The sequence below is a fragment of the Pseudomonas sp. FP1740 genome (genome assembly GCF_030687165.1).
Classification (GTDB): domain Bacteria; phylum Pseudomonadota; class Gammaproteobacteria; order Pseudomonadales; family Pseudomonadaceae; genus Aquipseudomonas.
The window spans coordinates 6,035,451-6,061,255 of record NZ_CP117461.1; the positions used below are offsets into that span (position 1 = coordinate 6,035,451).

21 protein-coding genes are annotated in these 25,805 nt (G+C 60.0%); 10 read left to right on the forward strand and 11 right to left on the reverse strand.

Annotation, left to right across the window (positions count from 1 at the left end; genetic code table 11):
* The first annotated feature begins 166 nt into the window (after positions 1-166).
* The 9 genes from PSH69_RS27225 (at position 167) to PSH69_RS27265 (ending at position 10,526) form a co-directional block, all read left to right on the forward strand.
* Positions 167-1,849 carry an NAD(P)/FAD-dependent oxidoreductase gene (locus PSH69_RS27225; protein ID WP_305410321.1) on the forward strand — a complete coding sequence of 561 codons (1,683 nt, stop codon included), beginning with the start codon at positions 167-169 and terminating at the stop codon, positions 1,847-1,849.
* Positions 1,850-1,861: 12 nt separating this feature from the next.
* Positions 1,862-2,656, forward strand: a complete 795-nt coding sequence (locus PSH69_RS27230; RefSeq protein WP_305410322.1) for a carbon-nitrogen hydrolase family protein — start codon at positions 1,862-1,864, stop codon at positions 2,654-2,656.
* Positions 2,657-2,763: 107 nt separating this feature from the next.
* On the forward strand, positions 2,764-5,202 hold the full coding sequence (pqqF, locus tag PSH69_RS27235) for a pyrroloquinoline quinone biosynthesis protein PqqF (protein ID WP_305410323.1): 2,439 nt from the start codon (positions 2,764-2,766) through the stop codon (positions 5,200-5,202).
* A 156-nt stretch (positions 5,203-5,358) separates the two neighbouring features.
* Positions 5,359-5,433 (forward strand): pyrroloquinoline quinone precursor peptide PqqA, encoded by a 75-nt coding sequence (pqqA, locus tag PSH69_RS27240; protein WP_009045898.1) that lies wholly within the window; start codon positions 5,359-5,361, stop codon positions 5,431-5,433.
* An 84-nt stretch (positions 5,434-5,517) separates the two neighbouring features.
* Complete coding sequence (gene pqqB, locus PSH69_RS27245; protein ID WP_305410324.1) at positions 5,518-6,429, forward strand: pyrroloquinoline quinone biosynthesis protein PqqB; 912 nt, start codon at positions 5,518-5,520, stop codon at positions 6,427-6,429.
* A 127-nt stretch (positions 6,430-6,556) separates the two neighbouring features.
* Entirely contained in the window at positions 6,557-7,309 is a 753-nt protein-coding gene (pqqC, locus tag PSH69_RS27250) for a pyrroloquinoline-quinone synthase PqqC (protein ID WP_305410325.1), read from the forward strand.
* Positions 7,306-7,581, forward strand: coding sequence for a pyrroloquinoline quinone biosynthesis peptide chaperone PqqD (pqqD, locus tag PSH69_RS27255; RefSeq protein ID WP_019580716.1), 276 nt, complete (start codon positions 7,306-7,308; stop codon positions 7,579-7,581). Before pqqC ends, pqqD begins: the two co-directional genes overlap by 4 nt.
* 4 nt (positions 7,582-7,585) lie before the next feature.
* Entirely contained in the window at positions 7,586-8,728 is a 1,143-nt protein-coding gene (gene pqqE / locus PSH69_RS27260; RefSeq protein ID WP_305412879.1) for a pyrroloquinoline quinone biosynthesis protein PqqE, read from the forward strand.
* The gene (locus tag PSH69_RS27265; RefSeq protein ID WP_305410326.1) at positions 8,694-10,526 is read left to right on the forward strand and encodes a S9 family peptidase; all 1,833 of its coding nucleotides are present in this window, start codon (positions 8,694-8,696) and stop codon (positions 10,524-10,526) included. Before pqqE ends, PSH69_RS27265 begins: the two co-directional genes overlap by 35 nt.
* Before the next feature lie 169 nt (positions 10,527-10,695).
* Here PSH69_RS27265 and PSH69_RS27270 read toward each other — a convergent pair whose 3' ends face one another.
* Positions 10,696-11,979, reverse strand: coding sequence for an aspartate aminotransferase family protein (locus PSH69_RS27270; protein ID WP_305410327.1), 1,284 nt, complete (start codon positions 11,977-11,979; stop codon positions 10,696-10,698).
* A gap of 170 nt (positions 11,980-12,149) precedes the next feature.
* Between PSH69_RS27270 and PSH69_RS27275 the strand changes: the two genes are divergently transcribed.
* Positions 12,150-13,070: a LysR family transcriptional regulator gene (locus tag PSH69_RS27275; RefSeq protein ID WP_018928825.1), complete on the forward strand. Its 921-nt coding sequence runs from the start codon at positions 12,150-12,152 to the stop codon at positions 13,068-13,070.
* A 225-nt stretch (positions 13,071-13,295) separates the two neighbouring features.
* Here PSH69_RS27275 and PSH69_RS27280 read toward each other — a convergent pair whose 3' ends face one another.
* The 10 genes from PSH69_RS27280 to bioB all read right to left on the reverse strand — a co-directional run bounded on the left by PSH69_RS27280 (position 13,296) and on the right by bioB (position 25,726).
* Entirely contained in the window at positions 13,296-15,074 is a 1,779-nt protein-coding gene (locus PSH69_RS27280; RefSeq protein ID WP_018928824.1) for an acyl-CoA dehydrogenase C-terminal domain-containing protein, read from the reverse strand.
* 187 nt (positions 15,075-15,261) lie between these two features.
* The gene (locus PSH69_RS27285) at positions 15,262-17,058 is read right to left on the reverse strand and encodes an acyl-CoA dehydrogenase C-terminal domain-containing protein (RefSeq protein WP_305410328.1); all 1,797 of its coding nucleotides are present in this window, start codon (positions 17,056-17,058) and stop codon (positions 15,262-15,264) included.
* A 90-nt stretch (positions 17,059-17,148) separates the two neighbouring features.
* Positions 17,149-18,438, reverse strand: coding sequence for a GGDEF domain-containing protein (locus PSH69_RS27290; protein ID WP_064620796.1), 1,290 nt, complete (start codon positions 18,436-18,438; stop codon positions 17,149-17,151).
* A gap of 226 nt (positions 18,439-18,664) precedes the next feature.
* A complete protein-coding gene (locus tag PSH69_RS27295; RefSeq protein WP_007936490.1) occupies positions 18,665-20,470 on the reverse strand; it encodes a phenylacyl-CoA dehydrogenase in 1,806 nt (601 codons plus the stop codon).
* Between the two features lie 277 nt (positions 20,471-20,747).
* Positions 20,748-21,044, reverse strand: coding sequence for a hypothetical protein (locus tag PSH69_RS27300; protein WP_007936482.1), 297 nt, complete (start codon positions 21,042-21,044; stop codon positions 20,748-20,750).
* Positions 21,045-21,164: 120 nt separating this feature from the next.
* Positions 21,165-21,845: a dethiobiotin synthase gene (gene bioD, locus PSH69_RS27305; protein ID WP_018928820.1), complete on the reverse strand. Its 681-nt coding sequence runs from the start codon at positions 21,843-21,845 to the stop codon at positions 21,165-21,167.
* Complete coding sequence (gene bioC / locus PSH69_RS27310; RefSeq protein ID WP_305410329.1) at positions 21,842-22,654, reverse strand: malonyl-ACP O-methyltransferase BioC; 813 nt, start codon at positions 22,652-22,654, stop codon at positions 21,842-21,844. Before bioC ends, bioD begins: the two co-directional genes overlap by 4 nt.
* Positions 22,647-23,378 (reverse strand): alpha/beta fold hydrolase, encoded by a 732-nt coding sequence (locus PSH69_RS27315; RefSeq protein ID WP_111452927.1) that lies wholly within the window; start codon positions 23,376-23,378, stop codon positions 22,647-22,649. The genes bioC and PSH69_RS27315 overlap by 8 nt, the downstream gene beginning before the upstream one ends.
* Positions 23,371-24,549, reverse strand: coding sequence for an 8-amino-7-oxononanoate synthase (bioF, locus tag PSH69_RS27320; protein ID WP_305410330.1), 1,179 nt, complete (start codon positions 24,547-24,549; stop codon positions 23,371-23,373). The genes PSH69_RS27315 and bioF overlap by 8 nt, the downstream gene beginning before the upstream one ends.
* Positions 24,550-24,670: 121 nt before the next feature.
* Entirely contained in the window at positions 24,671-25,726 is a 1,056-nt protein-coding gene (gene bioB, locus PSH69_RS27325) for a biotin synthase BioB (protein ID WP_008008198.1), read from the reverse strand.
* Between the last annotated feature and the right edge of the window lie 79 nt (positions 25,727-25,805).

Genomic DNA, 25,805 nt, shown 5'->3' on the forward strand with positions numbered 1-25,805 from the left:
TGCTCACACCTACAATATGCAGTAATACTTCGTCATATTGATAAAACAATTAGCAAAACGACGACACATTGCGTCTTATTAACGTGTTCTACGCTCTCTAGAATGGCGACCATCTTTTCCTATACTCAGACGCGCATCCTGCGTCGGGTCGCCAGCAAGGTCAGCCATGAACAAGAACAATCGCCATCCTGCAGACGGTAAAAAACCAGTCACCATTTTCGGCCCGGACTTTCCTTTCGCCTTCGACGACTGGATCGAGCACCCGGCCGGTCTGGGGAGCATTCCAGCGCACAATCACGGCGCCGAGGTGGCGATTGTCGGGGCTGGCATCGCCGGTCTGGTGGCCGCCTATGAATTGATGAAACTGGGCCTGAAACCCGTCGTCTACGAAGCCTCGAAAATGGGCGGTCGTCTGCGCTCCCAGGCGTTCAACGGCGCCGAAGGCATCATCGCCGAGCTCGGCGGTATGCGTTTCCCGGTATCGTCCACCGCGTTTTATCACTACGTCGACAAACTCGGCCTCGAAACCAAGCCCTTCCCGAACCCGCTGACACCCGCGTCCGGCAGCACGGTGATCGATCTGGAAGGCAAAACCCATTACGCACAGAAACTGGCGGATCTTCCTGCACTGTTCCAGGAAGTGGCTGACGCCTGGGCTGACGCCCTGGAAGACGGTTCGCGCTTCGGCGAGATCCAGCAAGCCATCCGCGACCGCGACGTGCCGCGCCTCAAGGAATTGTGGAACACCTTGGTGCCGCTGTGGGACGACCGCACGTTCTACGATTTCGTCGCCACCTCCAAAGCCTTCGCCAAACTCTCGTTCCATCACCGCGAAGTGTTCGGTCAGGTCGGTTTCGGCACCGGCGGCTGGGACTCGGATTTCCCCAACTCGATGCTGGAAATCTTCCGCGTGGTGATGACCAACTGCGACGATCACCAGCACCTGGTGGTCGGCGGCGTGGAACAAGTGCCTCAAGGCATCTGGCGCCATGTGCCGGAGCGTTGCGTGCACTGGCCGGAAGGCACCAGCCTCAGCTCGCTGCACAATGGCGCGCCACGTACCGGCGTGAAGAAAATCGCCCACGCGGCAGACGGCCGTTTTGCGGTCACCGATAACTGGGGCGACACCCGCGAGTACGCAGCGGTGCTGACCACTTGCCAGAGCTGGCTGCTGACCACCCAGATCGAATGCGACGAGAGCCTGTTCTCGCAAAAAATGTGGATGGCCCTGGACCGTACCCGCTACATGCAGTCGTCGAAAACTTTCGTGATGGTCGACCGCCCGTTCTGGAAGGACAAAGACCCGGAAACCGGCCGCGACCTGATGAGCATGACCCTCACCGATCGCCTGACCCGCGGCACCTATTTGTTCGACAACGGCGACGACAAGCCCGGAGTGATTTGCCTGTCGTACTCGTGGATGAGCGACGCGCTGAAAATGCTTCCGCACCCCGTGGAAAAACGCGTGAAATTGGCCCTGGATGCGCTGAAGAAGATCTACCCGAAAGTCGACATCGCCGCGCGCATCATCGGTGATCCGATCACCGTGTCGTGGGAAGCCGACCCGCATTTCCTCGGGGCTTTCAAAGGCGCCCTGCCCGGCCACTATCGCTACAACCAGCGCATGTACGCGCACTTCATGCAGGACGACATGCCGCCCGAGCAGCGCGGGATTTTCATCGCCGGCGATGACGTTTCATGGACACCGGCGTGGGTTGAAGGCGCGGTGCAGACCTCGCTCAACGCGGTGTGGGGCATCATGAAACACTTCGGCGGTGAAACTCACGCCGAAAACCCGGGTCCAGGAGATGTGTTCAACGAGATCGGTCCGATCGCCCTGCCCGAGTAAGAGGAATCCGAAATGCGCGTAGCCCTTTACCAATGCCCACCGCTGCCCCTGGATGTCGCGGGCAACCTGCAACGCCTGCATCAACTGGCGCTGGAGGCCAAAGGCGCGGATTTGCTGGTGCTGCCGGAGATGTTCCTGACCGGCTACAACATCGGCATTGATGCGGTCAGCGTGCTGGCGGAGGTGCACAACGGTGAGTCGGCGCAGCAAATCGCGCGCATCGCCAAGACAGCGGGGATCGCCATTTTGTATGGCTACCCGGAGCGTACCGAGGACGGGCAGATCTACAACGCCGTGCAGTTGATCGACGCCCATGGCGAGCGGCTGTGCAACTACCGCAAGACTCACTTGTTCGGCGATCTCGATCACTCGATGTTCAGCCCCGGGCCGGATGAGTTCCCGCTGGTTGAACTCAATGGCTGGAAGCTCGGCTTCTTGATCTGCTACGACCTGGAGTTCCCGGAAAACGCCCGGCGTCTGGCGTTGGCCGGTGCCGAGCTGATCCTGGTGCCGACGGCGAACATGATTCCCTACGATTTCATCGCCGACGTCACCGTCCGCGCCCGGGCCTTCGAAAACCAGTGTTATGTGGCTTACGCCAACTACTGTGGGAGCGAGGGCGAGATCCAGTATTGCGGCCAGAGCAGCATCGCCGCGCCGGATGGCAGCCGTATCGCCCAGGCCGGTCTTGATGAAGCGCTGATTGTCGGTGAGCTGGATCGCCAGCTGATGATCGACTCCCGCGCCGCCAATCGCTACTTCCTCGATCGCCGTCCCGAGCTTTACGGCGCGCTGAACAAGCGCTGATCCACTTAGGGGGCGTTCTCAATCAGTTTCCCCGGCGCAGTGTGGAAACTCATTGAGAACGCCCCCTAATCCGCTAGCATTAGCGCTTCTCTGTTCTGGAAGTGCTCATGCCTGCGCTGAATCACCCCCACCTTCACACTGAAACCCTGGCCAACGGTCTGCGGGTGACGCTGCGTCATGCTCCCGGTTTGAAGCGCTGCGCCGCGGCGTTGCGGGTCGCCGCCGGCAGTCACGACGTGCCACCGGCCTGGCCGGGGCTGGCGCACTTTCTTGAGCATTTGCTGTTCCTGGGTACGGAGCGCTTTCCTGCAGAGCAAGGGCTGATGGCCTACGTACAAGGTCATGGCGGGCAGGTAAACGCGCGAACCAGCGAACGGACGACGGACTTCTTTTTTGAACTGCCACCCCAGGCGTTCAGCGCTGGGCTGGAGCGTCTGTCAGACATGCTCGCCCATCCGCGTATGAATCCGGACGATCAGCGGCGGGAACGGGAAGTGCTGCACGCTGAATTTGTCGCCTGGTCGCGGGATGCCACAGCCCAACAGCAATTCGCGCTGTTCGACGGGCTCTCGGCGGCTCACCCGTTGCGGGCGTTTCATGCTGGCAACCGTTACAGCCTGCCGATTCCGCAGCCCGAGTTTCAGCAAGCCTTACAGGGCTTCTATCAGCGTTTTTATCATACCGGCCAGATGACGCTGAGCCTGGCCGGCCCGCAGAGTCTCGACGAATTGAAAGGGATGGCGCAGAAGTTTGCCACGGCCATTACCACTGGGGAGAAAGTCCCTCAGACAAAGCCCACCCTGTTGATGGATTCTTCGGCCAATAGTTATCAACAGGCTGGAGAACGTCGACTGGATCTGCTGATCACCCTCGAAGCGCTGCCCGACTCATCGCCCGAAGCACTGGCGTTCCTGTGTCATTGGTTGAATGCCGCAAAACCCGACGGCCTGTTGGCGCAGCTGCAAAACTCTGGGCTGGCGGACAACCTGAAAGCCGCGCCGCTCTACCGCTACGCCGGGCAAGCCTTGCTGCACATCGAATTCACGCTGCGGGCGAACGCCACGCAACCGGGCAGCGCAATCCGCGAACAGCTTCTGGATTGGCTGGGCTTTTTTACCTCTCGTCAGGATTGGGCTCAATTGCGCGAAGAGTACGCAACCCTGCAGCAGCGCCAACAGCAAGTCAGCAGCGCCTTGCAACTGGCCCAACGGGACAGCGAGCAACTTGAACCGGGGTTATCCGAACAGGGCGTTGTCGCACTCAAGGCAATCCTGAAACAAATCGGCGCTGTGGATAACTTCACCGGCCAGTGGCAACTGCCAACGCCCAATCCGTTTTTGCGTACCGAGGCTCCAGCCGCGAATGCCGGGTTGATTCGCGGCCAGACCAGCGCTCATCGTGGCCTGCGGACCTTTGCCCAGGATCGCTCACGCAGTCGCCGCGAGCGATCGCCGATGCAGTTCAGTCAGGCATTGCCGGATAACACGGATGAAGGTGCGGTGTATCTGCGCTGGCGCCTGGAATCCGCACCTCACAGCCGTCTTCAGACGAATCTGGAAAACAGCCTGGGGCCGTTGCGCGAAGATGCACGTCAGGCGGGTGTCGACGTTTCCTTCAGTGCATCGGGCAATGAATGGCTGCTGAAACTGACGGGCCTGCAGGAGCCGATGCCAACAGTCCTCGAGCATGTGCTGAAAGCGCTGACACAACCTGATGCCCGTTTCTCACAGGAAGCTCCGACGGCCATCCCTTTGATGCCGATTCGACAGTTGCTCAAGGTGCTGCCCGATCTATGCACTGAGCACACCGCAGCCTCGGATGACTTGCAGCAACTCTGGTCGAGCGCGCGTTGGGATGGCCTGGCGACCGGACTGTCGGCCCAGACGCAAGCGGCGATGGGGCTGGTCTTGAGTCGTGTGCCGGGAACGCCGGACCATCAATCGGCGCCGCCTTTATCGATCGCCTCACAGCATCTTTGGCACGCCGTCGATACCGGTTCCAGCGAACACGCGCTATTACTCTTTTGTCCGACGGCAACCCGTGACATCGCCGACGAAGCTGCCTGGCGCTTGCTAGCACACCTGTGCCAGACACCGTTCTATCAACGCTTGCGGGTGGAGCTGCAACTCGGTTACGCGGTGTTCAGCGGCCTGCGCCAGATCAACGGTCAGACCGGGATGCTGTTCGGCGTGCAATCGCCGAGCGTCGCGCCTCTGGACTTGTTGCAACACATCGAACAATTCCTCGGCGAGCTCGAAAGGATGATCGAAAGCATCGATGAGCTGACCTTCATCGCCCAACGCCAAGCCCTGGCCGATCAATTCGACAGCACCGCCCTGCCCAACGCCCAGGCCGCCGAACTGCTCTGGCAAGGCAAACTGGCCGGCCACTCGTCGGATTATCTGAGCCTTCTACCGCAAGCGATTCTAATGATCGAACGCAAAGCCTTGCTAGCCGCGGCACAGCGACTGAATATGGCCGAAGGTGGCTGGCGCTGCCTGGCCAGCGGGCCTTGCCCGACTACGCGTTGGCAAGTGGCAAAATGATCATTACCGGCGCTGCAATTAGCTTTCTCAAAGATTCGCAGCCAATCACTCTGTAATTTTGAGTAACATAGCCACCTAACTATCTGAACATCTCCGGCTGGAGGTGGACTATATGTGTAGGTCTCAACTGTCCCATCCACCTGAAGGAGCGCTTCTATGTCCTGGTCCAAACCTGCTTACACCGACCTGCGTATCGGCTTCGAAGTCACCATGTACTTCGCAAGCCGCTAAGCTCTGCCGTTTGGTAGAGAATGCAGTGCTACGCCTCGGCTTGCCGGGGCGTTTTTATTTTCAGTTCTCAATGATGGAGCGGCCATGTTTGTCCAGATTCTAGGTTCCGCCGCCGGCGGCGGTTTCCCCCAGTGGAACTGCAACTGCGCGAACTGCGCAGGTTTTCGCGACGGCAGCCTGCGGGCCGAAGCGCGTACCCAGTCGTCCATCGCGATTTCCGATGATGGCGTGAACTGGGTGCTGTGCAATGCTTCGCCGGACATCCGCGCCCAGCTCCAGAGTTTCACGCCGATGCAGCCGGGACGCGCGCTGCGTGATACCGGCATCAGCGCAATCATCCTGATGGACAGCCAGATCGACCACACCACCGGCCTGCTCAGCTTGCGCGAAGGCTGCCCGCATCAGGTCTGGTGCACCGACATGGTCCATGAAGACCTGAGCACCGGGTTCCCGTTGTTCACAATGCTGACCCACTGGAATGGCGGGTTGAACTGGAACCGTATCGAACTCGATCAGAGCTTCACCGTGCCGGCCTGCCCGAACCTGCGCTTCACCCCGCTGCCCCTGCGTAGCGCCGCCCCTCCGTACTCGCCGCACCGCTTTGACCCGCATCCGGGCGACAATATCGGCCTGATCGTCGAAGACCTGGGCACCGGCGGTAAACTGTTCTACGCACCGGGCCTGGGCAAGGTCGATGCTCCGCTGCTGAAGATCATGGCCAGCAGCGATTGTCTGCTGGTAGACGGTACGATGTGGGACGACGACGAGATGCAGCGCCGTGGTGTTGGCACGCGCACGGGTCGGGAAATGGGCCACCTGGCGCAGAACGGCCCCGGCGGCATGCTCGAAGTGCTGGAACAACTGCCCAAACAGCGCAAAGTGCTTATCCACATCAACAACACCAACCCGATTCTCGATGAGGATTCGCCAGAGCGTGCGGAGCTGGCCCGTCGTGAAGTTGAAGTGGCCTATGACGGCATGAGTATTGTGCTGTAGCGGATGGCCTCTTCGCGGGCCAGCCACGCTCCCACAGGGATAGCGCTATCTCTGTAGGAGCAGGCCTGCCCGCGAAGGCGTCAGACCAGACACCAAAGAATCCACCGGTTGTTCCCGGAGAACCGCAATGACTGATACCCCAATGTCCCCCGCCGAATTCGAAGCGGCCCTGCGCGCCAAGGGCGCCTACTACCACATCTATCACCCGTATCACGTGGCGATGTATGAAGGCCGGGCGACCCGCGAGCAGATCCAGGGCTGGGTCGCCAACCGCTTTTACTATCAGGTGAACATCCCGCTCAAGGACGCCGCGATCCTGGCCAACTGCCCGGACCGCGAGATTCGTCGCGAGTGGATTCAGCGCCTGCTGGACCATGACGGCGCCCCCGGCGAAGACGGCGGTATCGAAGCCTGGTTGCGTCTTGGGCAAGCGGTCGGCCTCGACCCGGATCAGTTGCGCTCCCAGGAGCTGGTGCTGCCCGGCGTGCGGTTCGCCGTGGATGCCTACGTCAACTTCGCCCGCCGGGCCTGTTGGCAGGAAGCCGCCAGCAGTTCGCTGACCGAGCTGTTCGCGCCACAGATCCACCAATCGCGCCTCGACAGTTGGCCGCAGCATTACCCGTGGATCGACCCGGCCGGCTACGAATATTTCCGCACACGCCTGGGCCAGGCTCGCCGGGATGTGGAACACGGTCTGGCGATCACGCTGCAGCATTACACTACGCGGGAAGGCCAGGAGCGCATGCTGGAAATTCTCCAGTTCAAACTGGACATTCTTTGGAGCATGCTCGACGCCATGAGCATGGCCTACGAACTGAACCGCCCGCCGTACCACAGCGTGACCGAACAGCGGGTCTGGCATAAAGGAATCACCTTATGAGTTTTGATCGCAGCAAAACCCCGACCTGGCGTCCCGGCTACCGTTTCCAGTACGAACCGGCGCAAAAAGGCCATGTATTGCTCTACCCCGAAGGCATGATCAAACTCAACGATAGCGCCGCGCTGATCGGCGGCTTGATCGATGGCCAGCGAGATGTCGCGGCCATCATCGCCGAGCTCGACAAACAGTTCCCCGGCGTGCCCGAGCTCGGTGACGACATCGAGCAATTCATGGAGGTCGCCCGTGCTCAGCACTGGATCGAACTTGCCTGATTCCGTGTCAGGCAAGTTACCGCCCAAGCCCGAAATCGGCCTGCCCCTTTGGCTGCTGGCCGAGCTGACCTATCGCTGCCCGTTGCAATGCCCGTACTGCTCCAATCCGCTGGATTTCGCCGAGCAAGGCCGGGAGTTGACCACCGAGCAGTGGATCAAAGTCTTTCGCGAAGCCCGGGAAATGGGCGCGGCGCAGTTGGGCTTTTCCGGCGGTGAGCCACTGGTGCGCCAGGACCTCGCCGAGTTGATCGCTGAGGCGCGCAAACTGGGGTTCTACACCAACCTGATCACCTCCGGCATCGGCCTCACCGAGCAGAAAATCAGCGACTTCAAAAAGGCCGGCCTGGACCACATCCAGATCAGCTTCCAGGCCAGCGACGAGCAGGTGAACAATCTGCTGGCCGGCTCGAAAAAGGCCTTCGCGCAAAAACTCGAAATGGCCCGTGCGGTGAAAGCGCACGGCTATCCGATGGTGCTGAACTTCGTCACCCATCGGCACAACATCGACAAAATCGACCGGATCATCGAGCTGTGCATTGCCCTTGAGGCAGACTTCGTCGAACTCGCGACGTGCCAGTTCTACGGTTGGGCCCAGCTCAATCGGGTCGGCCTGTTGCCGACCAAGGAACAACTGGTTCGCGCCGAACGCATCACCAACGAATACCGCGCCAAACTGGAAGCCGAAGGGCATCCGTGCAAGCTGATTTTCGTAACGCCGGACTATTACGAAGAACGTCCGAAAGCCTGCATGAACGGCTGGGGCAGTATTTTTCTGACGGTCACACCAGACGGAACCGCCCTGCCCTGTCATGGCGCCCGACAGCTGCCGGTACAGTTTCCCAACGTGCGCGACCACAGCATGCAGCACATCTGGTACGACTCGTTCGGCTTCAACCGCTTTCGCGGTTACGACTGGATGCCCGAACCGTGCCGTTCCTGCGACGAGAAAGAAAAGGACTTCGGCGGCTGCCGTTGCCAGGCATTCATGCTCACGGGTGACGCGAGCAATGCCGACCCGGTGTGCAGCAAGTCGCAACATCACGGCGTGATCCTCAAGGCCCGCGAAGAAGCCGAGCACGCGACCCAGACCATCGAACAACTGGCCTTTCGCAATGAACGAAACTCACGCCTCATCGCCAAAAGCTGAACCCTTGAGCGCCGCCAGGGCCGTCGCGGCTGGCATCGACTTCGCCGAGTTGCAGGTCGGGCCACATGGCCTGTTCTGGAACGAGTACCGCCCGGAGGATGCCGCCTGCCGGATCTGGCAGTGGCGCGACGGTCAGGCTCATTGCCTGACACCGCCCACCTTCAGTGTGCGCAGCCGGGTGTACGAATATGGCGGCGGGTCGTTTTGTCTGACCGATGACGGGCTGGTTTTCGTCAACGAGGCCGATCAGCAGCTGTATCGGCAATCACTGACCGATGGGACGCCTGAGGTACTGACTTCAAGTGAATGCCGTTACGGCGATCTGCAATTTGCCAACGGGCAGGTGCTGGCGGTTGAAGAGAACCGCGATCGGCATCGCCTGGTGGCGATCGATCTAGCTGACGGCCAACGTCATCTTCTGGCCGAGGGTGCCGATTTCTACGCGGCACCGGCCCTGAGCCCCGACGGCCGGCGACTGGCCTGGATCGAGTGGAATCGCCCGGATCAGCCCTGGACCGCGACTCGCCTGATGGTTGCCGAGCGACAGCGCGATCACACCTTTGCGCAGCCGCGTTGTGTGGCCGGTGACGGTGCTCAGGAGTCACTGCAACAACCGAGATTCGATGACAGCGGCCGTCTGTATTGTCTGACCGATCGCGGCGGTTTCTGGCAGCCGTGGGTAGAGTGGACAGAAGGTCTGAGCCCACTCCCGAGCGCTGCTGCCGACCATGGACCGGCGCCTTGGCAATTGGGTGGTTGCACCTGGTTACCACTGAGCGAAGACACTTATCTGGCGAGTTGGACCGAAGAGGGGTTTGGGCGACTGGGGCTGTGTCATGGCGATGGCTCCCGTGAGGATTTCACGGGCGACTACAGTCGCTTCCGCCATCTCGCACAGGATGAGCAGTTCATCTACTGTATTGCCGCTTCTCCGGTCAGTTCGGCGGCGGTGATTGCTATTGACCGCACAACCCGGCAGGTAAAGACCCTCGCCGGTGGCGTGGTCCCCCTGCCCGCCGAACAGATCAGCCGCCCGCAAACCCTGCGTTATCCGAGCGGCTCGGGCGAGGCCCACGGTTTCTTCTACCCGGCGATGACCGGCGACTCGAAACCACCCTTGGTGGTGTTCATTCACGGCGGGCCGACGTCGGCCTGCTACCCGATGTTCGACCCGCGAATCCAGTATTGGGCACAACGGGGCTTCGCCGTGGCCGACCTCAATTACCGAGGCAGCAGTGGTTACGGCCGCGCTTATCGCCAGGCGCTGCATTTGAGTTGGGGCGAGGTAGATGTGGAAGATGCCTGCGCGGTGGTCGGTTATCTGGCCGAACGCGGGCTGATCGACGGCGATAAAGCGTTTATCCGTGGCGGCAGCGCCGGCGGGTACACCGCATTATGCGCATTGGCCTTTCACAAGGTCTTTCGCGCGGGCGCCAGCCTGTATGGCGTCAGTGATCCTGTCGCTCTGGGTCGCGTCACTCACAAGTTCGAAGGCGATTATCTGGACTGGTTGATCGGCGACCCGGTGCAGGACGCCGAACGCTACGCCGCGCGCACGCCACTGCTGCACGCGCACAACATCAGTGTTCCGATGATCTTCTTTCAGGGGGAACTGGACGCCGTGGTGGTGCCGCAACAGACCCGCGACATGGTCAAGGCGCTACAGGACAACGGCATTCTGGTCGAAGCCCATTACTACGCCGACGAACGTCATGGTTTCCGCAAGGCCGGCAACCAGGCCCATGCGCTGGAACAGGAGTGGTTGTTTTATCGGCGAGTGATGGAGTTGGCGGATTGAAAGCGTAGCGCCCCATTCGCGGGCAACCATTGATCCTGCTATCGCTCAAGCATTGAAATGCCTTCGGCAAAACGCAGAGACAAAAAAACGCCCCACGCGAAAAGAGTCAAACGTGGGGCGCTGCGTTATACCGCGAGACGGTTCGGAAATTCGTGTAGGGCGGGTCTGATCAGACCGCAATACCTTTGCGACACTGCAGTTGCGCGGTGCGTACGCGGGAGAAGGCGCGGGCCAGGCGCAGGAGCATTTCGTCGATATTGGCCTTGCTGACCGTAAGGGCCGGGGTAAAGCGCAGGCAATCGGGTTGCGGGGCGTTGAGCAGCAGACCTTCGTACAACGCAGCCTTGACTACGGCGTCAGCCGAATCGTCGGACAGTTCGAGCCCCCAGAGCAGCCCTTGCCCGCGCAATTCGCCGTGACCATAGCGATGGGCCAGACGACTCAGCCCTTCGCCCAGATGCTGAGCGGTTTCCCGCATATGATCGAGAAAGCCCTTGTCCTGCACGCTGTCGAGCACGACAAGCCCGGCGGCACTCATCAACGCATTGCCATGATGAGTGCCGCTCATTTCGCCGATTTCGAAACAACAGGCCTTGCCTCGCGCCAACAATGCCGCCAATGGCACGCCACCACCGAGCCCTTTGCCGAGCACCACGATATCTGCCCGCACGCCGTAGGACTGTTCGGCAAGCAATGTGCCGCAGCGACCGACGCCGGTTTGCACTTCGTCAAATATCAGCAGAATGCCAAGCTCACGACACAAGCGCTCGACGCCCTTGAGATAGTGCTCGGTAGCGGGAATCACCCCAGCCTCGCTCTGGATCGGTTCGAGCATGATCGCGACCGTCTGGGCATCCACGGCCGCATGCAAGGCGGGCAGATCATTGAACGGGACATGGCTGAAGCCAGGCAACTGTGGCTCGAATCGGTTAATCAGATTCGAACTGTCCGACGCAGAAATCGTCCCGAGGCTACGGCCATGACAACCTTTGCTGGCCACAATGATCCGCGAAGCGCCGCCACGATGTTGCTGGCCCCATTTGCGCGCCAGTTTGATCGCCGCTTCACAGGCTTCGCTGCCACTGTTGAGCAGGTACGCCTGGTCACTGCCGGTACTGGCGCAGAGCCGGTCGGCGAGGTTGAGCATGCCGCGGTTGTGCAGTCCGAAACCCGGATTGATCAGCGACTGAGCCTGTTCCGAAATCGCTTTGACCAGTGCCGAGGGGCTATGTCCGAGGCTATTGGCGCCGCCACCCTGGGAGAAATCCAGATAAGCCCGGTCATCGCTGTCCCACAACCAGGAGCCTTGGCCACGCACGAAAATCTGTTTCGGTCGTTCGACACTGGGCATCAGGCACTCGCTGGAAAAGTTGTCGCTTCTGGCCGGCAGGGAAGTGTCCATCGCCAGGTCATCAAGGCTCGGTGGCTTGCGTCGCAGGTTGAACAGATTCATCGGATAAAACCTCGTCCGAGGTTTTTTGCCTTGCCTATGTAAACACCATCGCTGTAAACGGTATTCATCGTGCTTTATGGCCCCTGTAAGCCTTGTGAATGCGGTTAGACTAGGCGTAGGCAAGGCACTGAGCCATTTCGATTTCTCAGCATTTTCGATAAGTATTACTTATGGATTTCAAACAACTGCGTTATTTCGTCGCGGTCTACGAAGAGGGCCACGTCGGTCGGGCCGCCGAGCGGCTTTCTATCTCCCAGCCAGCGTTGTCCCAACAGATCCGCCAACTCGAACAGAACCTTGATGTGAGCCTGTTCGAACGCAGCAGCAAGCGTCTGTTGCCCACCCTGGCGGCGCACACGTTGTACAACCACGCCCTGCCCTTGCTCGATGGCTTGCAACGCGCGCGCGAAGCCTTGGGCAATTTCAAGGGCAAGGCGCTGCGAACCTTGGCCATTGGCGTGCTGCAGACCGTCCACTCCAGCCTGGTGCCGCAAATGCTCGAACGCGTGCGCAAGGCACAGCCGCATCTGGTGGTGCAGATCTATGAACTGACCGGCCTGGAAATCGAGCGGCGGCTACTCAATGGTTCGCTGGACATCGGGATCAGTTACCTGCCGCCCCGTCAGCCGGGTTTGCACGGCGTGCCGTTGTACGAAGATGAGCTGACCCTTGTCATCCCGGCGGACCATCCGTTGCGCGAATTCAAGAAGGTCTCCATGAGCCAGGCCGCCGAGTTGCCCATGTTGCTGTTGGGTGAAGAGTTCCAGGTGCGGCAGATCTGGCAGGCACAACTGGCCAGTCTCGGGCGCCGGCCGCAGGTGCAGGCCGAGCTGAACAACATGGCGGGGATTCTCGACAGCCTGCCGCACACGCGGCTGGCGACTGTGCTGCCCGGACGCTCGCAAAAGACCCATGGCGACCAAGAGTTGCTGTGGAAACCACTGAGTGAGCCGCGGGTGCCGCTGAAAGTGGGGTTGGTGTGTCGGGATGTGCAGCGGCAACAGGCTTCGCTGGCGTTGTTGCGGACATTGCTGGAAGAGGTGATGGATGAACACATGCGTAGCCCGACGGCCCTGGATGGGTTGAGCTGAACTTTTCTTCAGGCAAAAGAAAACCCCGCCGAAGCGGGGCTTTGCAGACTGTTTCCCTGACATCCATTTCACTCCGCCGTCCTGGCAGAATCCTACGTGTCCGTGTTGTTGCTTTGCGCTTCCTGCGCGACGTCCTTGAGAAGTAGATTAGCTCTGGATCCAATTTGCGCATATGGGAAAACAGCAGCACGTCATGTAAGAGAATGCTTACGTGACGTTACAGGGTCAGAATTGTCCTGCGTCCAACAGGAACAGCGACTCACTCCCCGCCTTTACCGACGCGCTCAGCGAGTGAATACGCGGCAGCAGACGGGCGAAATAGAACCGCGCCGTTCCGAGTTTGCTCGCATAGAAATCGTCCTGCGCTTCTTTGCCGAAGGCCGCCTTGGCCATCAGAGCCCACATGTAGGCATAGGCCGTGTAACCGAAGGCTTGCAGATACTCGACCGAGGCAGCGCCGATTTCGTTCGGGTTGTTTTTCGCCCGGTCCAGCAGCCATGCGGTCAGATCGTCGAGGGTGCCCACTGCATCGTTCAGCGGTTTGGTGAACTCCGCCAAATCAGCACTGGCCGTCGCGGTGAAATGACGAATCTCGTCAGCGAACAGTTTGTAGAACGCCCCGCCGCTGCCGACGATTTTGCGCCCGACAAGGTCGAGCGCCTGAATACCATTGGTGCCTTCGTAGATCTGCGTGATACGCACGTCACGAACCAGTTGCTCCTGGCCCCACTCACGGATGTAGCCGTGGCCGCCAAAAATCTGCTGGCCATGAACTGTGGTTTCAAGCCCCAAATCGGTCAGGAATGCCTTGGCAACAGGCGTCAACAGTGCGACCAGGTCTTCTGCGCGCTTGCGGGTGGTGGCGTCTTCGCTGAACTTGGCGGTGTCCAGTTGCATCGCCACGTAAGTGGAAAATGCACGGCCGCCTTCGTTCGAGGCTTTCATGGTCAGCAGCATGCGACGCACATCCGGGTGGACGATGATCGGATCAGCCACTTTGTCTTTGTTCTGCGCGCCGGTTGGCGAGCGGCTTTGCAGGCGGTCGCGAGCGTATTCGATAGCGTTCTGGTAAGAACGCTCACCCGAGGCCAGGCCCTGGATGCCGACACCCAGACGCTCGTAGTTCATCATGGTGAACATCGCCGCCAGGCCTTTGTTCGGCTCGCCGACCAGGTAACCCACGGCTTCGTCGAAGTTCATCACGCAGGTTGCGGACGCCTGGATGCCCATTTTGTGTTCGATCGAACCACAGGTTGCCGGGTTACGCGCTCCAAGGCTGCCATCGGCATTGACCATGAACTTCGGCACCAGGAACAGCGAAATACCTTTCGGCCCTGCTGGCGCGTCCGGCAGTTTGGCCAATACCAGGTGGATGATGTTCTCGGTCAGATCGTGTTCGCCGCCGGTGATGAAGATCTTGGTGCCGCTGACCTTGTAGGAACCGTCAGCCTGAGGTTCGGCCTTGGTGCGGATAATCCCCAGATCAGTACCGGCGTGCGGCTCGGTCAGGCACATGGAACCGGCCCATACACCGGCGTACATGTTCGGCAGGTACGCGGCTTTCAGCTCTTCGCTGGCGTGGGCGTTGATCGACAGGCAGGCGCCGGCGGTCAGCATCGGGTACAGACCGAACGACAGGCTGGCGGAGTTGACCATTTCTTCGACCTGCGCCGAAACCGCCTTGGGCATGCCCATGCCGCCGTAGGTCGGATCGCCACCGACACCGACCCAACCGCCTTCAGCGTAAGTCTGATAAGCCTGTGGGAAACCAGCCGGGGTGGTGACGGCGCCGTCGGCCCAATGGCAACCTTCCTCGTCAGCTGCACGGCTCAGGGGCGCGATGCTTTTGCTGGTGACCTTGCCGGCTTCTTCCAGAATGGCTTCGACGGTTTCAGCATCGACGGTCTCGGCGAGCGCTGGCAGTTCGGCCCAGAGTTTGGCGACCTCGAAAACTTCATTGAGGACGAAGCGCATATCGCGCAGGGGCGCTTTGTAGTCAGCCATGGCAAACCTCGCAAGATCTAAACAGGTGGTTCGTAGGAATAGTGATTTCGTTGTGTCCGAGTGTACCTCAACAACTTTTACGACACATAGGGTCAACCCGTGACCATTTTGTTATTTTTAGTCATCAGTTTATTCCTCACAAAGAAGCCCGCAGCGAGGCGGGCTTCTTTGTGGCTGATTTGAATGATTAAAGTGCAAACAACTCCGCCGGCAACTTCATCAAACAGTCGCTACCCGCCTCGATGGCCGCCCGATGAGCAGCCGTACGCGGCAGTAAACGCTTGAAGTAAAACTCGCTGGTCGCCAGTTTGCCCTGGCAGTAATCGGCATCCCCAGTGCCTGCATCCAACTGCGCCTGAGCCATCAGCGCCATGCGTAGCCACAGGTAGCCGAGGATGATGTAGCCGCTGTACATCAGGTAATCCACCGAGGCGGCACCCACTTCATCCGGATTTTTCATCGCCGCCATGCCGATCCTGGTGGTCAATTCGCCCCACTGCTGATTCAAATCGTTGAGTTGCGCCATATAGCTGCCGAGTTGCGGATGCTCAGCGTTTGCCGCACAAAACTTATGGACGATTTTGGTGAAACCACGCAGCAGTTTTCCCTGACTGCCAAGGACTTTGCGCCCAAGCAGATCCAGCGCCTGAATGCCGTTGGTGCCTTCGTAGATCGGCGCGATCCGGCAGTCGCGAACCAACTGCTCCATGCCCCACTCACGAATGAAACCGTGGCCGCCAAACACCTGCATGCCAAGGTTGGTCACCTCCAGCCCGGTGTCGGTCATGAAGGCTTTGCAGATCGGTGTGAGGAACGCCAGCAAATCCTCGGCGTCCTGACGCGCCGTTTCATCCGGGCTCATATGCGCAGCGTCCAGCAACTGTGCGGTGAAGTAAGTCAGCGCCCGGTTGCCTTCGTTGAAGGCCTTCATGGTCAGCAACATCCTGCGCACATCGGGATGCACGATGATCGGGTCGGCAGGTTTTTCCGGAGCTTTCGGGCCGGTCAGCGAGCGCATTTGCAGACGGTCGTTGGCGTATTTGACCGCACCCTGGAAGCTCGCCTCCCCCAGACACAAACCTTGCATGCCGGTGCCGAGCCGCGCGTGGTTCATCATGGTGAACATGCAGTTCAGGCCCTTGTTCGGCTCACCGATCAAGAAGCCCTTGGCATCGTCGAAATTCAGCACGCAGGTGGCCGAGGCCTTGATGCCCATTTTGTGTTCGATCGAGCCGCAGGAAACGCCGTTGCGCTCGCCTGCCTCGCCCTCGGCATTGGGTAGGAATTTGGGCACGATAAACAGCGAAATACCTTTGGTCCCCGCTGGCGCGTCCGGCAGTTTGGCCAGCACCAGGTGAATGATGTTGTCACTCATGTCGTGTTCGCCGGCGGAGATGAATATCTTGCTGCCGGAGATCGCGTAACTGCCGTCGGCCTGTGGTACCGCGCGGGTCTTGATGATGCCCAGGTCGGTGCCGCAATGGGCTTCGGTCAGGCACATGGTGCCGGTCCATTGGCCTGTGGTGAGTTTGCTCAGGTAGGACTGTTTCTGTTTTTCAGTGCCATGGGCATGGATGGCCGACATCGCACCGTGGGTCAGGCCGGGGTACATGCCCCAGGACGTGTTACTGGAGCCGACCATTTCGCTGATGACCAGCCCCAAGGAACTTGGCAGGCCCTGGCCACCGTAAGCCGGGTCCGCCGCCAGACCATGCCAGCCGCCTTCCACGTATTGTGCGAATGCTTGCTTGAAACCTGTAGGCGTTGTGACTACACCGTTGTCGAAATGGCAGCCTTCTTCGTCGCCGCTGCGGTTCAGCGGTGCGAGAACGTTCTCACAGAATTTCGCGCCTTCTTCGAGGATCGCATTGACCATGTCCGGGCTGGCATCGGTGGCCCCCAGCGCGGCGTAATTGCGGTGAAAATCGAAGACGTGATCGATCAGAAAGCGCATGTCGCGCAGAGGAGCTTTGTACTCGGGCATGGTCATTTCTCCGGCAGCAGATGGCTCAAACCTACTGCCGTGCATCACACCTCACAATCACAGTCCAGACGCTGAATGCGCCATCATCACTCAACCCGCAGCAGCGTCCATGCGCACTGCGCCACGGCGGTTCTGACCGAAGGCCATCACACAGTTTCGCCCCGCGCCCTTGGCGCTGTAGAGCGCCTGGTCGGCGGATTTGAGCACTTCTTCAGGGGTGCGTTGTTCCAGCCGTTCGGCGACGCCGATGCTGACCGTGACCGAAACACTCGAGGCACCCGAGCCCGCGCGACGCTGGCGTCCCTGCTGGTCATCCTGGGGACGGCTGTCCTGATTGCGCAGCTGGATGTTGTAAGTGGCAATGGATTCGCGGATGACCTCCAGATGCGGCATGCACTCTTCGAGGGTCTTGCCTGCGAACACCAAGGCAAATTCCTCACCGCCGTAGCGATATGCCCTACCACCACCACTGATTTTCGACAGTTTGCTGGCGACCAGTCGCAACACTTGGTCGCCGACATCGTGGCCATGGGTGTCGTTGAATTTCTTGAAGTGATCGACGTCGCTCATCGCCAGCACGTAATTGCGCCCCAGCCGTTGCATGCGCTCGTTCAGGGCGCGGCGCCCCGGCAGGCCGGTGAGTTCGTCGCGGAAAGCCATCTGATAGGCCTCATGGGCAACCGCGGCGGCAATCATCAACATCACCTGGCTGCACATGATGTTCAGGGTGAAGGGCAGGATGAAGGTTTTCGGCAACATCCAGAACAATCCCAACAGCCCCACCAATTGCGCAGCGTGCAAGGGTCTTGGGTTGCGCCAGTATTGCCAGGCCAATAACAGGAACGAGGCGAGGAACACGGGATAAGACAATTGGATCAGGCTCATCCACGCACCATGCAACGCCGGCCAGCGGATCTCTGACAGCCACATCAGCAGCGCCTGTGGGTAACTTTGCTCCAGCCCCAGCGCCACACTGCCGAACGCCAGTAACACAGCGAAGCGCGCCACCATGTCCTGGAACAGGTGAGTACGCTCTTGCCAGGCAGCGAACAAGCCAAACAGCAATGGCAACAACAGACAGCACAGATGGAACACCACCGCGGCGTCTTCACGAACCTTGCCGTTGTCGCGGTAATAGTCGGTCTGGGTGTCGAGCAGGAAGTAGGCGATGTACACCGTGACCATCAGAAACAGTTCACGCTGACGTCGATAAACCGCGCAATACGCACCGCCGAGCAACAGCACCAGAGTGGGCAGCACGTTGAACAGCGAAGTGAAGAAGACGTTGAGATCCTTGACGTAGGCAGCCGCAAGCCCCGCGAGCAACAACAGCAGCGATGGCAAAAAATGGCTGAAACGTACAGCGGAAGAACGCGGCAAGGGTAAAGCTCCGACCCGGCAAACAAAGATGGCATTGTGCCTGCATTTGGCGCAGCTAAGCACGTGCAACGTGACAGGCGTCACATCGCAGCCTCTTTAACGGCAGCAAAGTCGTTCTTCTTAGCGTTTTAGTCAGGAATATTTAAAGACGTGATCGTTTGCGTCAGGCATAAAAAAGCCGCTGCTTCCGAAGAAGCAGCGGCTTTGTGAAGAGACTGCGTAGGGCTTAGTAACCCAGTGCGAAGTCTTCTTCTTTCATGTCCATCAGGTTGTTGGCGCCCGACAGCATGGTTGCAACGTGAGTGCGGGTACGCGGCAGGATGCGCTGGAAGTAGAAGCGCGCAGTCTGCAGCTTGGCGGTGTAGAACGCCTCTTCGGTGGTACCGGCAGCCAGTTTCTCGGCCGCCAGACGCGCCATGTCAGCCCAGAAGTAGGCCAGGCAGGCGTAACCGGAGTACATCAGGTAGTCCACGGATGCTGCGCCGACTTCTTCGCGATCTTTCATGGCCGCCATACCGACCTTCATGGTCAGCTCGCCCCATTCTTTGTTCAGCGCAGCCAATGGCTCGACGAACTCTTTGACCGCGTCATTGCCTTCGTTGCTCTGGCAGAACTTGTGGACGATCTTGGTGAAGCCCTTGAGCGCTTCGCCTTGAGTCATCAGCACTTTACGGCCCAGCAGGTCGAGTGCCTGGATGCCGGTGGTGCCTTCGTACAGCATCGAAATACGGCTGTCGCGAACGTTCTGCTCCATGCCCCACTCGGCGATGAAACCGTGGCCACCGTAGATCTGCACACCGTGGTTAGCGGATTCGAAACCCACTTCAGTCATGAAGGCTTTGGCGATCGGCGTCATGAACGCCAGCAATGCGTCGGCTTTCTTCTTCTCTTCTTCATCGACGCCGTATTTGACGATGTCGACTTGCTTGGCGGTGAAGTAAACCATCGCACGGTTGCCTTCGGCGAACGCCTTCATGGTCAACAGCATGCGACGTACATCAGGGTGAACGATGATCGGGTCAGCGGCTTTGTCCGGCGCTTTCGGGCCAGTCAGGGAGCGCATTTGCAGACGATCGCGAGCGTATTTCAGGCCGCCCTGGAAGCCGATCTCGGCGTGTGCCAGACCTTGCAGCGCGGTACCCAGACGTGCGGTGTTCATGAAGGTGAACATGCAGTTCAGGCCTTTGTTCGCCGGGCCGATCAGGTAACCGGTGGCCGCATCGAAGTTCATCACGCAAGTGGCGTTGCCGTGGATGCCCATCTTGTGTTCCAGCGAACCGCAGCTCACAGCGTTGCGCGCACCGATCGAGCCGTCTGCGTTCGGCAGGAATTTCGGCACGATGAACAGCGAGATGCCTTTGGTGCCGGCAGGTGCGTCCGGCAGACGTGCCAGAACGATGTGGACGATGTTGTCGGCCATGTCGTGTTCGCCGGCCGAGATGAAGATCTTGGTGCCGGAAACCTTGTAGGAGCCGTCGGCCTGAGGCTCGGCCTTGGTGCGTAGCATACCCAGGTCAGTGCCGCAGTGCGGTTCGGTCAGGCACATGGTCCCGGTCCATTCGCCGGAAACCAGTTTGGTCAGGTAAGCCTCTTGCTGCTCAGGCGTGCCGTGCTCGGAAATGGTGTTCATCGCGCCATGGGACAGGCCTGGGTACATGCCCCACGACCAGTTGGCTTCACCCACCATTTCGCTGACAGCCAGGCCCAGAGACTCCGGCAGGCCCTGGCCGCCGTGCTCTACGTCGTGGGCCAGGCTTGGCCAGCCGCCTTCGACGAATTGTTTGTAGGCTTCTTTGAAACCGGTCGGGGTTTTAACGCCGGACTCGCTCCAGGTGCAGCCTTCGGTGTCACCCACGCGGTTCAGCGGAGCCAGCACCTGCTCACAAAACTTGGCGCCTTCTTCGAGAATGGCATCAACCATGTCCGGAGTTGCGTCCTGGCAAGCCGGAAGGCTCTGATAGTGCGCTTCGTAGCCGAGCAGTTCGTCACGAACGAAGCGAATATCACGCAAGGGGGCCTTGTAGTCAGGCATAGCGATAAACCTCTGCTGATGTAACCGGGAATGAACGACCGTGGTGATTTGTTGTGACGGTCAAACAGTTGTTTGAAACATACGTTTACGCCCAAATCTTGTCAAGCGCCGATCTTTTGCCGTTCGTCTTCGATCTATGAAAATCTTGGGCGCGCAGTGTCGCAACGTCGTTGATTGAGCAACACGTCATGTAGGAGAGATTAGTTGAGGGAGAAGGACTTACGCAGAAAAACGCCGCGAACAGGCGCGGCGCTGGGATAGTGAATTCAGTGAGGAATCAGGCGAAGGTATCGATCAACGTACCGAGCATTTCATCGGAGGCCTTGGCGACTTTGACGCCAAGTTCCACCTGGAACTTGCCTTGAGACATCTCGACCACATTGCTGGCCAGATCCGATTGCTGGCTGCGGTCTACCGAGCGCAGACGATCGACCTGAACCTCGGAGGACTGACTGGTGACCGAACGCTCGATGGTGTTGTTGGCGATCTGCCCCGAAGCCTGATCGACACGGTTCTGCCCTGTCTGAATAGTACTCAGACCGGCATAAAAAGCGGTGTTTCCTGAGATTTCCATGGGAGAACTCGTCCTACAAAGGATCAACAGCGGCCATTGAACCAGACACGCCGCTAAAAGGCCCGACAAAAACACTAATGGCACAGTGCCTTGTCATAGGTAAAACCCACGCCAGAAACGTCAGTCCAGCAGATCCAGCTGTAGATGTTCGGCCACCGCTTCGGCCGTCACCGACTTGAGTTTCGGCACCCGCCCCAGGCACGGCGCGGGAATCCGCTCGGCCAGTGTCGCCAGGTTCTCTTCAAGACGCGAGGTCTTCGGATCGATGATGTTCGCCACCCACCCCGCCAACTGCAAACCATCCCGAGCAATTGCCTCAGCCGTCAGCAGCGCATGGTTGATGCAGCCCAGGCGCACGCCGACCACCAGGATTACCGGTAGATCCAGCGCCATGGCCAGGTCTGACAGATTATCCTGATCCGCCAACGGCACTCGCCAGCCGCCAGCGCCTTCGATCAAGGTGAAGTCCGCCTGCAGATCGAGAACCTGCCGCATTGGTGCCAGCAACGATTGCACTGTCAGCGCCACGCCAGCCTCCCGCGCCGCCAGATGCGGTGCGATCGCCGGCTCGAACGCGACCGGATTGACCTGATCGTAGGTCAACGGTATCGAGCATTCGGCCAGCAGTGCCAGTGCGTCGGCGTTGCGTAATCCCTTGGGCGTCAGCTCACACCCGGAAGCTACCGGCTTACCCGCCGCTGTGCTCAAGCCTGACAATCGCGCGGCATGCAGCAAACCTGCGGCGACGGTGGTCTTGCCGACATCGGTGTCAGTACCGGTGATGAAATAGGCTGCGCTCATAAGGGTTTCTCCAGCACGGCGTAAACCACTTGATAAGTCGCCGGCAGTCCCTGTGCCTGACGAAACTGCTCGTAAGCCTCGATCAAGCCGAGGATTCGCGCCCTGCCGGTCAAACCGCCCGGCCGACCGGGGTTCAGGTTATGCGCCCCGAGTGCCTTGAGCTCATGGGTCAGGCTGCGGACATCGGGGTAATGCAACACATGTGGATGTGTTTCAAGACTGATGACCTTCAAGCCACTGTCCGCGCAAAGCTGCTGGTAAACACCGAACTCGCGGAAGCGGTTGACGTGCACCATGCCATCCACCTGACGCCAGCTGTCGCGCAATTCGTACAGCGTGCCTACACACAGACTAGCAAACGCGAAAATACCGCCCGGCTTCAGCACCCGATACGCTTCGTTGAGCACCGAGGCGAAATCCGCGCACCACTGCACCGCCAGGCTGGAGAAGACCAGGTCGCAGGTCGAATCCTGCAACGGCAAGCGTTCGGCATCACCGGCGATGAAATGGTTGGCGCCGCCCAAGGGACGGGCGTGATTGAGCATCCCCTCTGCGATATCAAGGGCCAGCCCGTTGCCGGCAGGAAAACGCGCCCCGAGGGCGCGGCTGAAATATCCGGTGCCGCAACCCATGTCCAGCCAACGAGCAGGGACGAAATCCTCCGGCAACCGACTCAACAACTGATTGCCAACGTCGCGCTGCAATTCGGCCACGCTGTCGTAGCTCGCCGCCGCTCGGGAAAAGGACGCCGCTACCTGGCGTTTATCGGGCAAGCCGCCGGGCAGGTTGGGAACGGACAAATCAGTCATCACCGGACTCATGCAAAAAGGCCTGAATCGCCCCCGCCACACCGTGGGGGTCTTCCAGAAGAAACGCGTGGCTGGCCTGTTCAATCAGACCGATTTCGACATCCGGCAGCAGCGCCAGCAAATCCCCCGCCGCTTCGGCCGGGACCAATCCGTCGAGACCACCAAACAAGTGCAATTGCGGACCGCGAAACGCCTGCAACGCTTGCCGGGTATCCAGCTGTGCAAGCAACTCCAGGCCGCTCATCAGCACCGATGGAGACGAAAGCGGTGCGCCAGCGAGCAAGAGCCGCGATAGCCCGCGCGGGTCTGCGGCACCTTGGGTGCACAGCAGCGAGAAACGTTTCAACGTTATGCCCGGGTCGGCTTTGCAACCGGCCAGAAACGCGTCGAAGGTCTCGCCGGGCATCGCGCTCGACCACTGCTCATGGGCGACAAAAGAAGGGTTACTCGCCAGAGTCACCAAACCGCAGCAACGGTCACCACGCTTCGCCGCCAATTCGGACGCCAGCATGCCACCCAATGACCAGCCACCGAGCCAGGCATCCTGGGGCAGCGTCGAATCCAGTTCATCGAGCCATTCTTCAAGGTCGCTCGACTCCAGTTCCGGCAGTGGTTCGATTTCGACGCGCAGATGCTCATCCAGGCCTTGCAAGGCAGCCGCCAAGGGTTCCAGCGGAGAAATCCCGAGACCCCAGCCCGGCAGCAGAATCAGACGATCACGCATGGCTTGGCTCCGGTCCCAGTTGTTGAAAGCAATCGGCCAGTCCATTTAACAATAGCTGCACCTGCGCCTCGCTGTGGGCGGCGGTCAAGGTCACACGCAAGCGGGCGCTGCCGGCGGGCACGGTCGGAGGACGGATCGCGGTCACCATCAAGCCACGCTCACGCAGCATCTGCGACAGCCGGACCGCGCGCCCGGCGTCGCCAATCATGATCGGCTGGATCGGCGTGGAGCTGTCCATCAATTCCAGGCCAATCTGCTCGGCGCCTTGGCGGAACTGGCGAATCAGCGCCTGCAAATGCTCACGTCGCCAGTGTTCGCTGCGCAACAATTCCAGGCTTTTCAGCGTCGCGCAGGCCAGTGCCGGCGGCTGACTGGTGGTGTAGATATAGGGGCGAGCGAACTGGATCAGGCTCTCGATCAACTCTTCACTGCCAGCCACAAAAGCACCGGCCGTACCGAACGCCTTGCCGAGGGTGCCAACCAACACCGGCACGTCCTCCTGACTCAGGCCGAAATGCTCGACGACCCCACCGCCATTGGCGCCCAGCGGACCAAAGCCGTGAGCGTCATCGACCATCAACCAGGCACCTTTGGCCTTGGCTTCCCGCGCCAGCGCCGGCAGCTCGGCGATGTCGCCGTCCATGCTGAACACGCCGTCGGTGACCACCAGCGTATTGCCGGTGGCCTTCTCAAGACGTTTTGCCAGACTGGCCGCGTCGTTATGCAGATAGCGATTGAAACGCGCACCGGACAGCAAACCGGCATCCAGCAGCGACGCGTGATTGAGCCGGTCTTCCAGCACCGTGTCGCCCTGCCCGACCAATGCAGTAACCGCGCCGAGGTTGGCCATGTAGCCGGTGGTGAACAGCAGTGCGCGCGGGCGGCCGGTGAATTCGGCAAGGGCTTCTTCCAGCGCGTGATGCGGGCCGCTGTGGCCAATCACCAGATGCGAAGCACCACCGCCCACCCCCCAACGCGACGCGCCGGCGCGCCAGGCTTCGATCACTTGCGGGTGATTGGCCAGGCCCAGGTAATCGTTGTTACAGAACGCCAGCAATGGCTGACCATCGACCACCACTTCCGGGCCTTGTGGGCTTTCAAGCAGCGGGCGCTGGCGATAAAGGTTTTCGGCACGACGGGCAGCAAGGCGTGCGGCGAGATCGAAAGACATGCAGGCCTCGAAGATCAGAGTGTAGGAGCCTGCTTGCTGGCGATAGCATCACCACGGTCATTCAGACAGACCGTGGTGATGCTATCGCCAGCAAGCAGGCTCCTACAGGGTTTTGCGTGGGTTAAACAGCAGCGTTATAGAACTGCTCGCTGCTCTTCTGCTCCACCAGTGCCTGTTCGATGGCGGCCTGATGCACTTCGTCGGCGTGCTCTTCGCGGGCTTCCGGCAGGATGCCCAGACGCGAGAACAGTTGCATGTCCTTGTCGGCCTGCGGGTTGGCGGTGGTCAGCAGTTTTTCGCCGTAGAAAATCGAGTTGGCGCCGGCAAAGAACGCCAGGGCCTGCATCTGCTCGTTCATCGCTTCGCGACCGGCGGACAGGCGTACGTGGGATTTCGGCATCAGGATGCGTGCAACGGCGAGCATGCGGATGAAGTCGAACGGATCGACGTCGTCGGCATTTTCCAGCGGCGTGCCGGCGACTTTCACCAGCATGTTGATCGGCACCGACTCCGGATGCTCCGGCAGGTTGGCCAGCTGGATCAGCAGGTTGGCGCGGTCATCGAGGGACTCGCCCATGCCGAGAATGCCGCCGGAGCAGATCTTCATCCCCGAATCACGCACGTAGGCCAGGGTTTGCAGGCGCTCGCTGTAAGTGCGGGTGGTGATGATGCTGCCGTAGAACTCCGGCGAGGTGTCGAGGTTGTGGTTGTAGTAGTCCAGGCCGGCTTCGGCCAGGGCGACGGTCTGGTCCTGATCGAGACGACCAAGGGTCATGCAGGTTTCCAGGCCCATGGCTTTCACGCCTTTGACCATCTCCAGCACGTAAGGCATGTCTTTGGCCGACGGGTGTTTCCACGCCGCGCCCATGCAGAAACGGGTCGAACCGATGGCCTTGGCGCGAGCGGCCTCTTCGAGGACCTTCTGCACTTCCATCAGTTTTTCTTTTTCAAGGCCAGTGTTGTAGTGACCCGACTGCGGACAATATTTGCAATCTTCAGGGCACGCGCCGGTCTTGATCGACAGCAGGGTGGAAACCTGGACGCGATTGGCGTCGAAATGCGCGCGGTGCACCGTCTGCGCCTGGAACAACAGGTCATTGAATGGCTGAACGAAGAGTGCTTTGACTTCAGCCAAAGACCAGTCGTGACGCAGGGTGGCAGTGGTGCTGGCGCTCATGGGCGATTCCTTGGTTATGCTTGGCAAGCGACTGGGGAATGGAATACCCACAGACGCGACACGGATGTTCGGCATATTT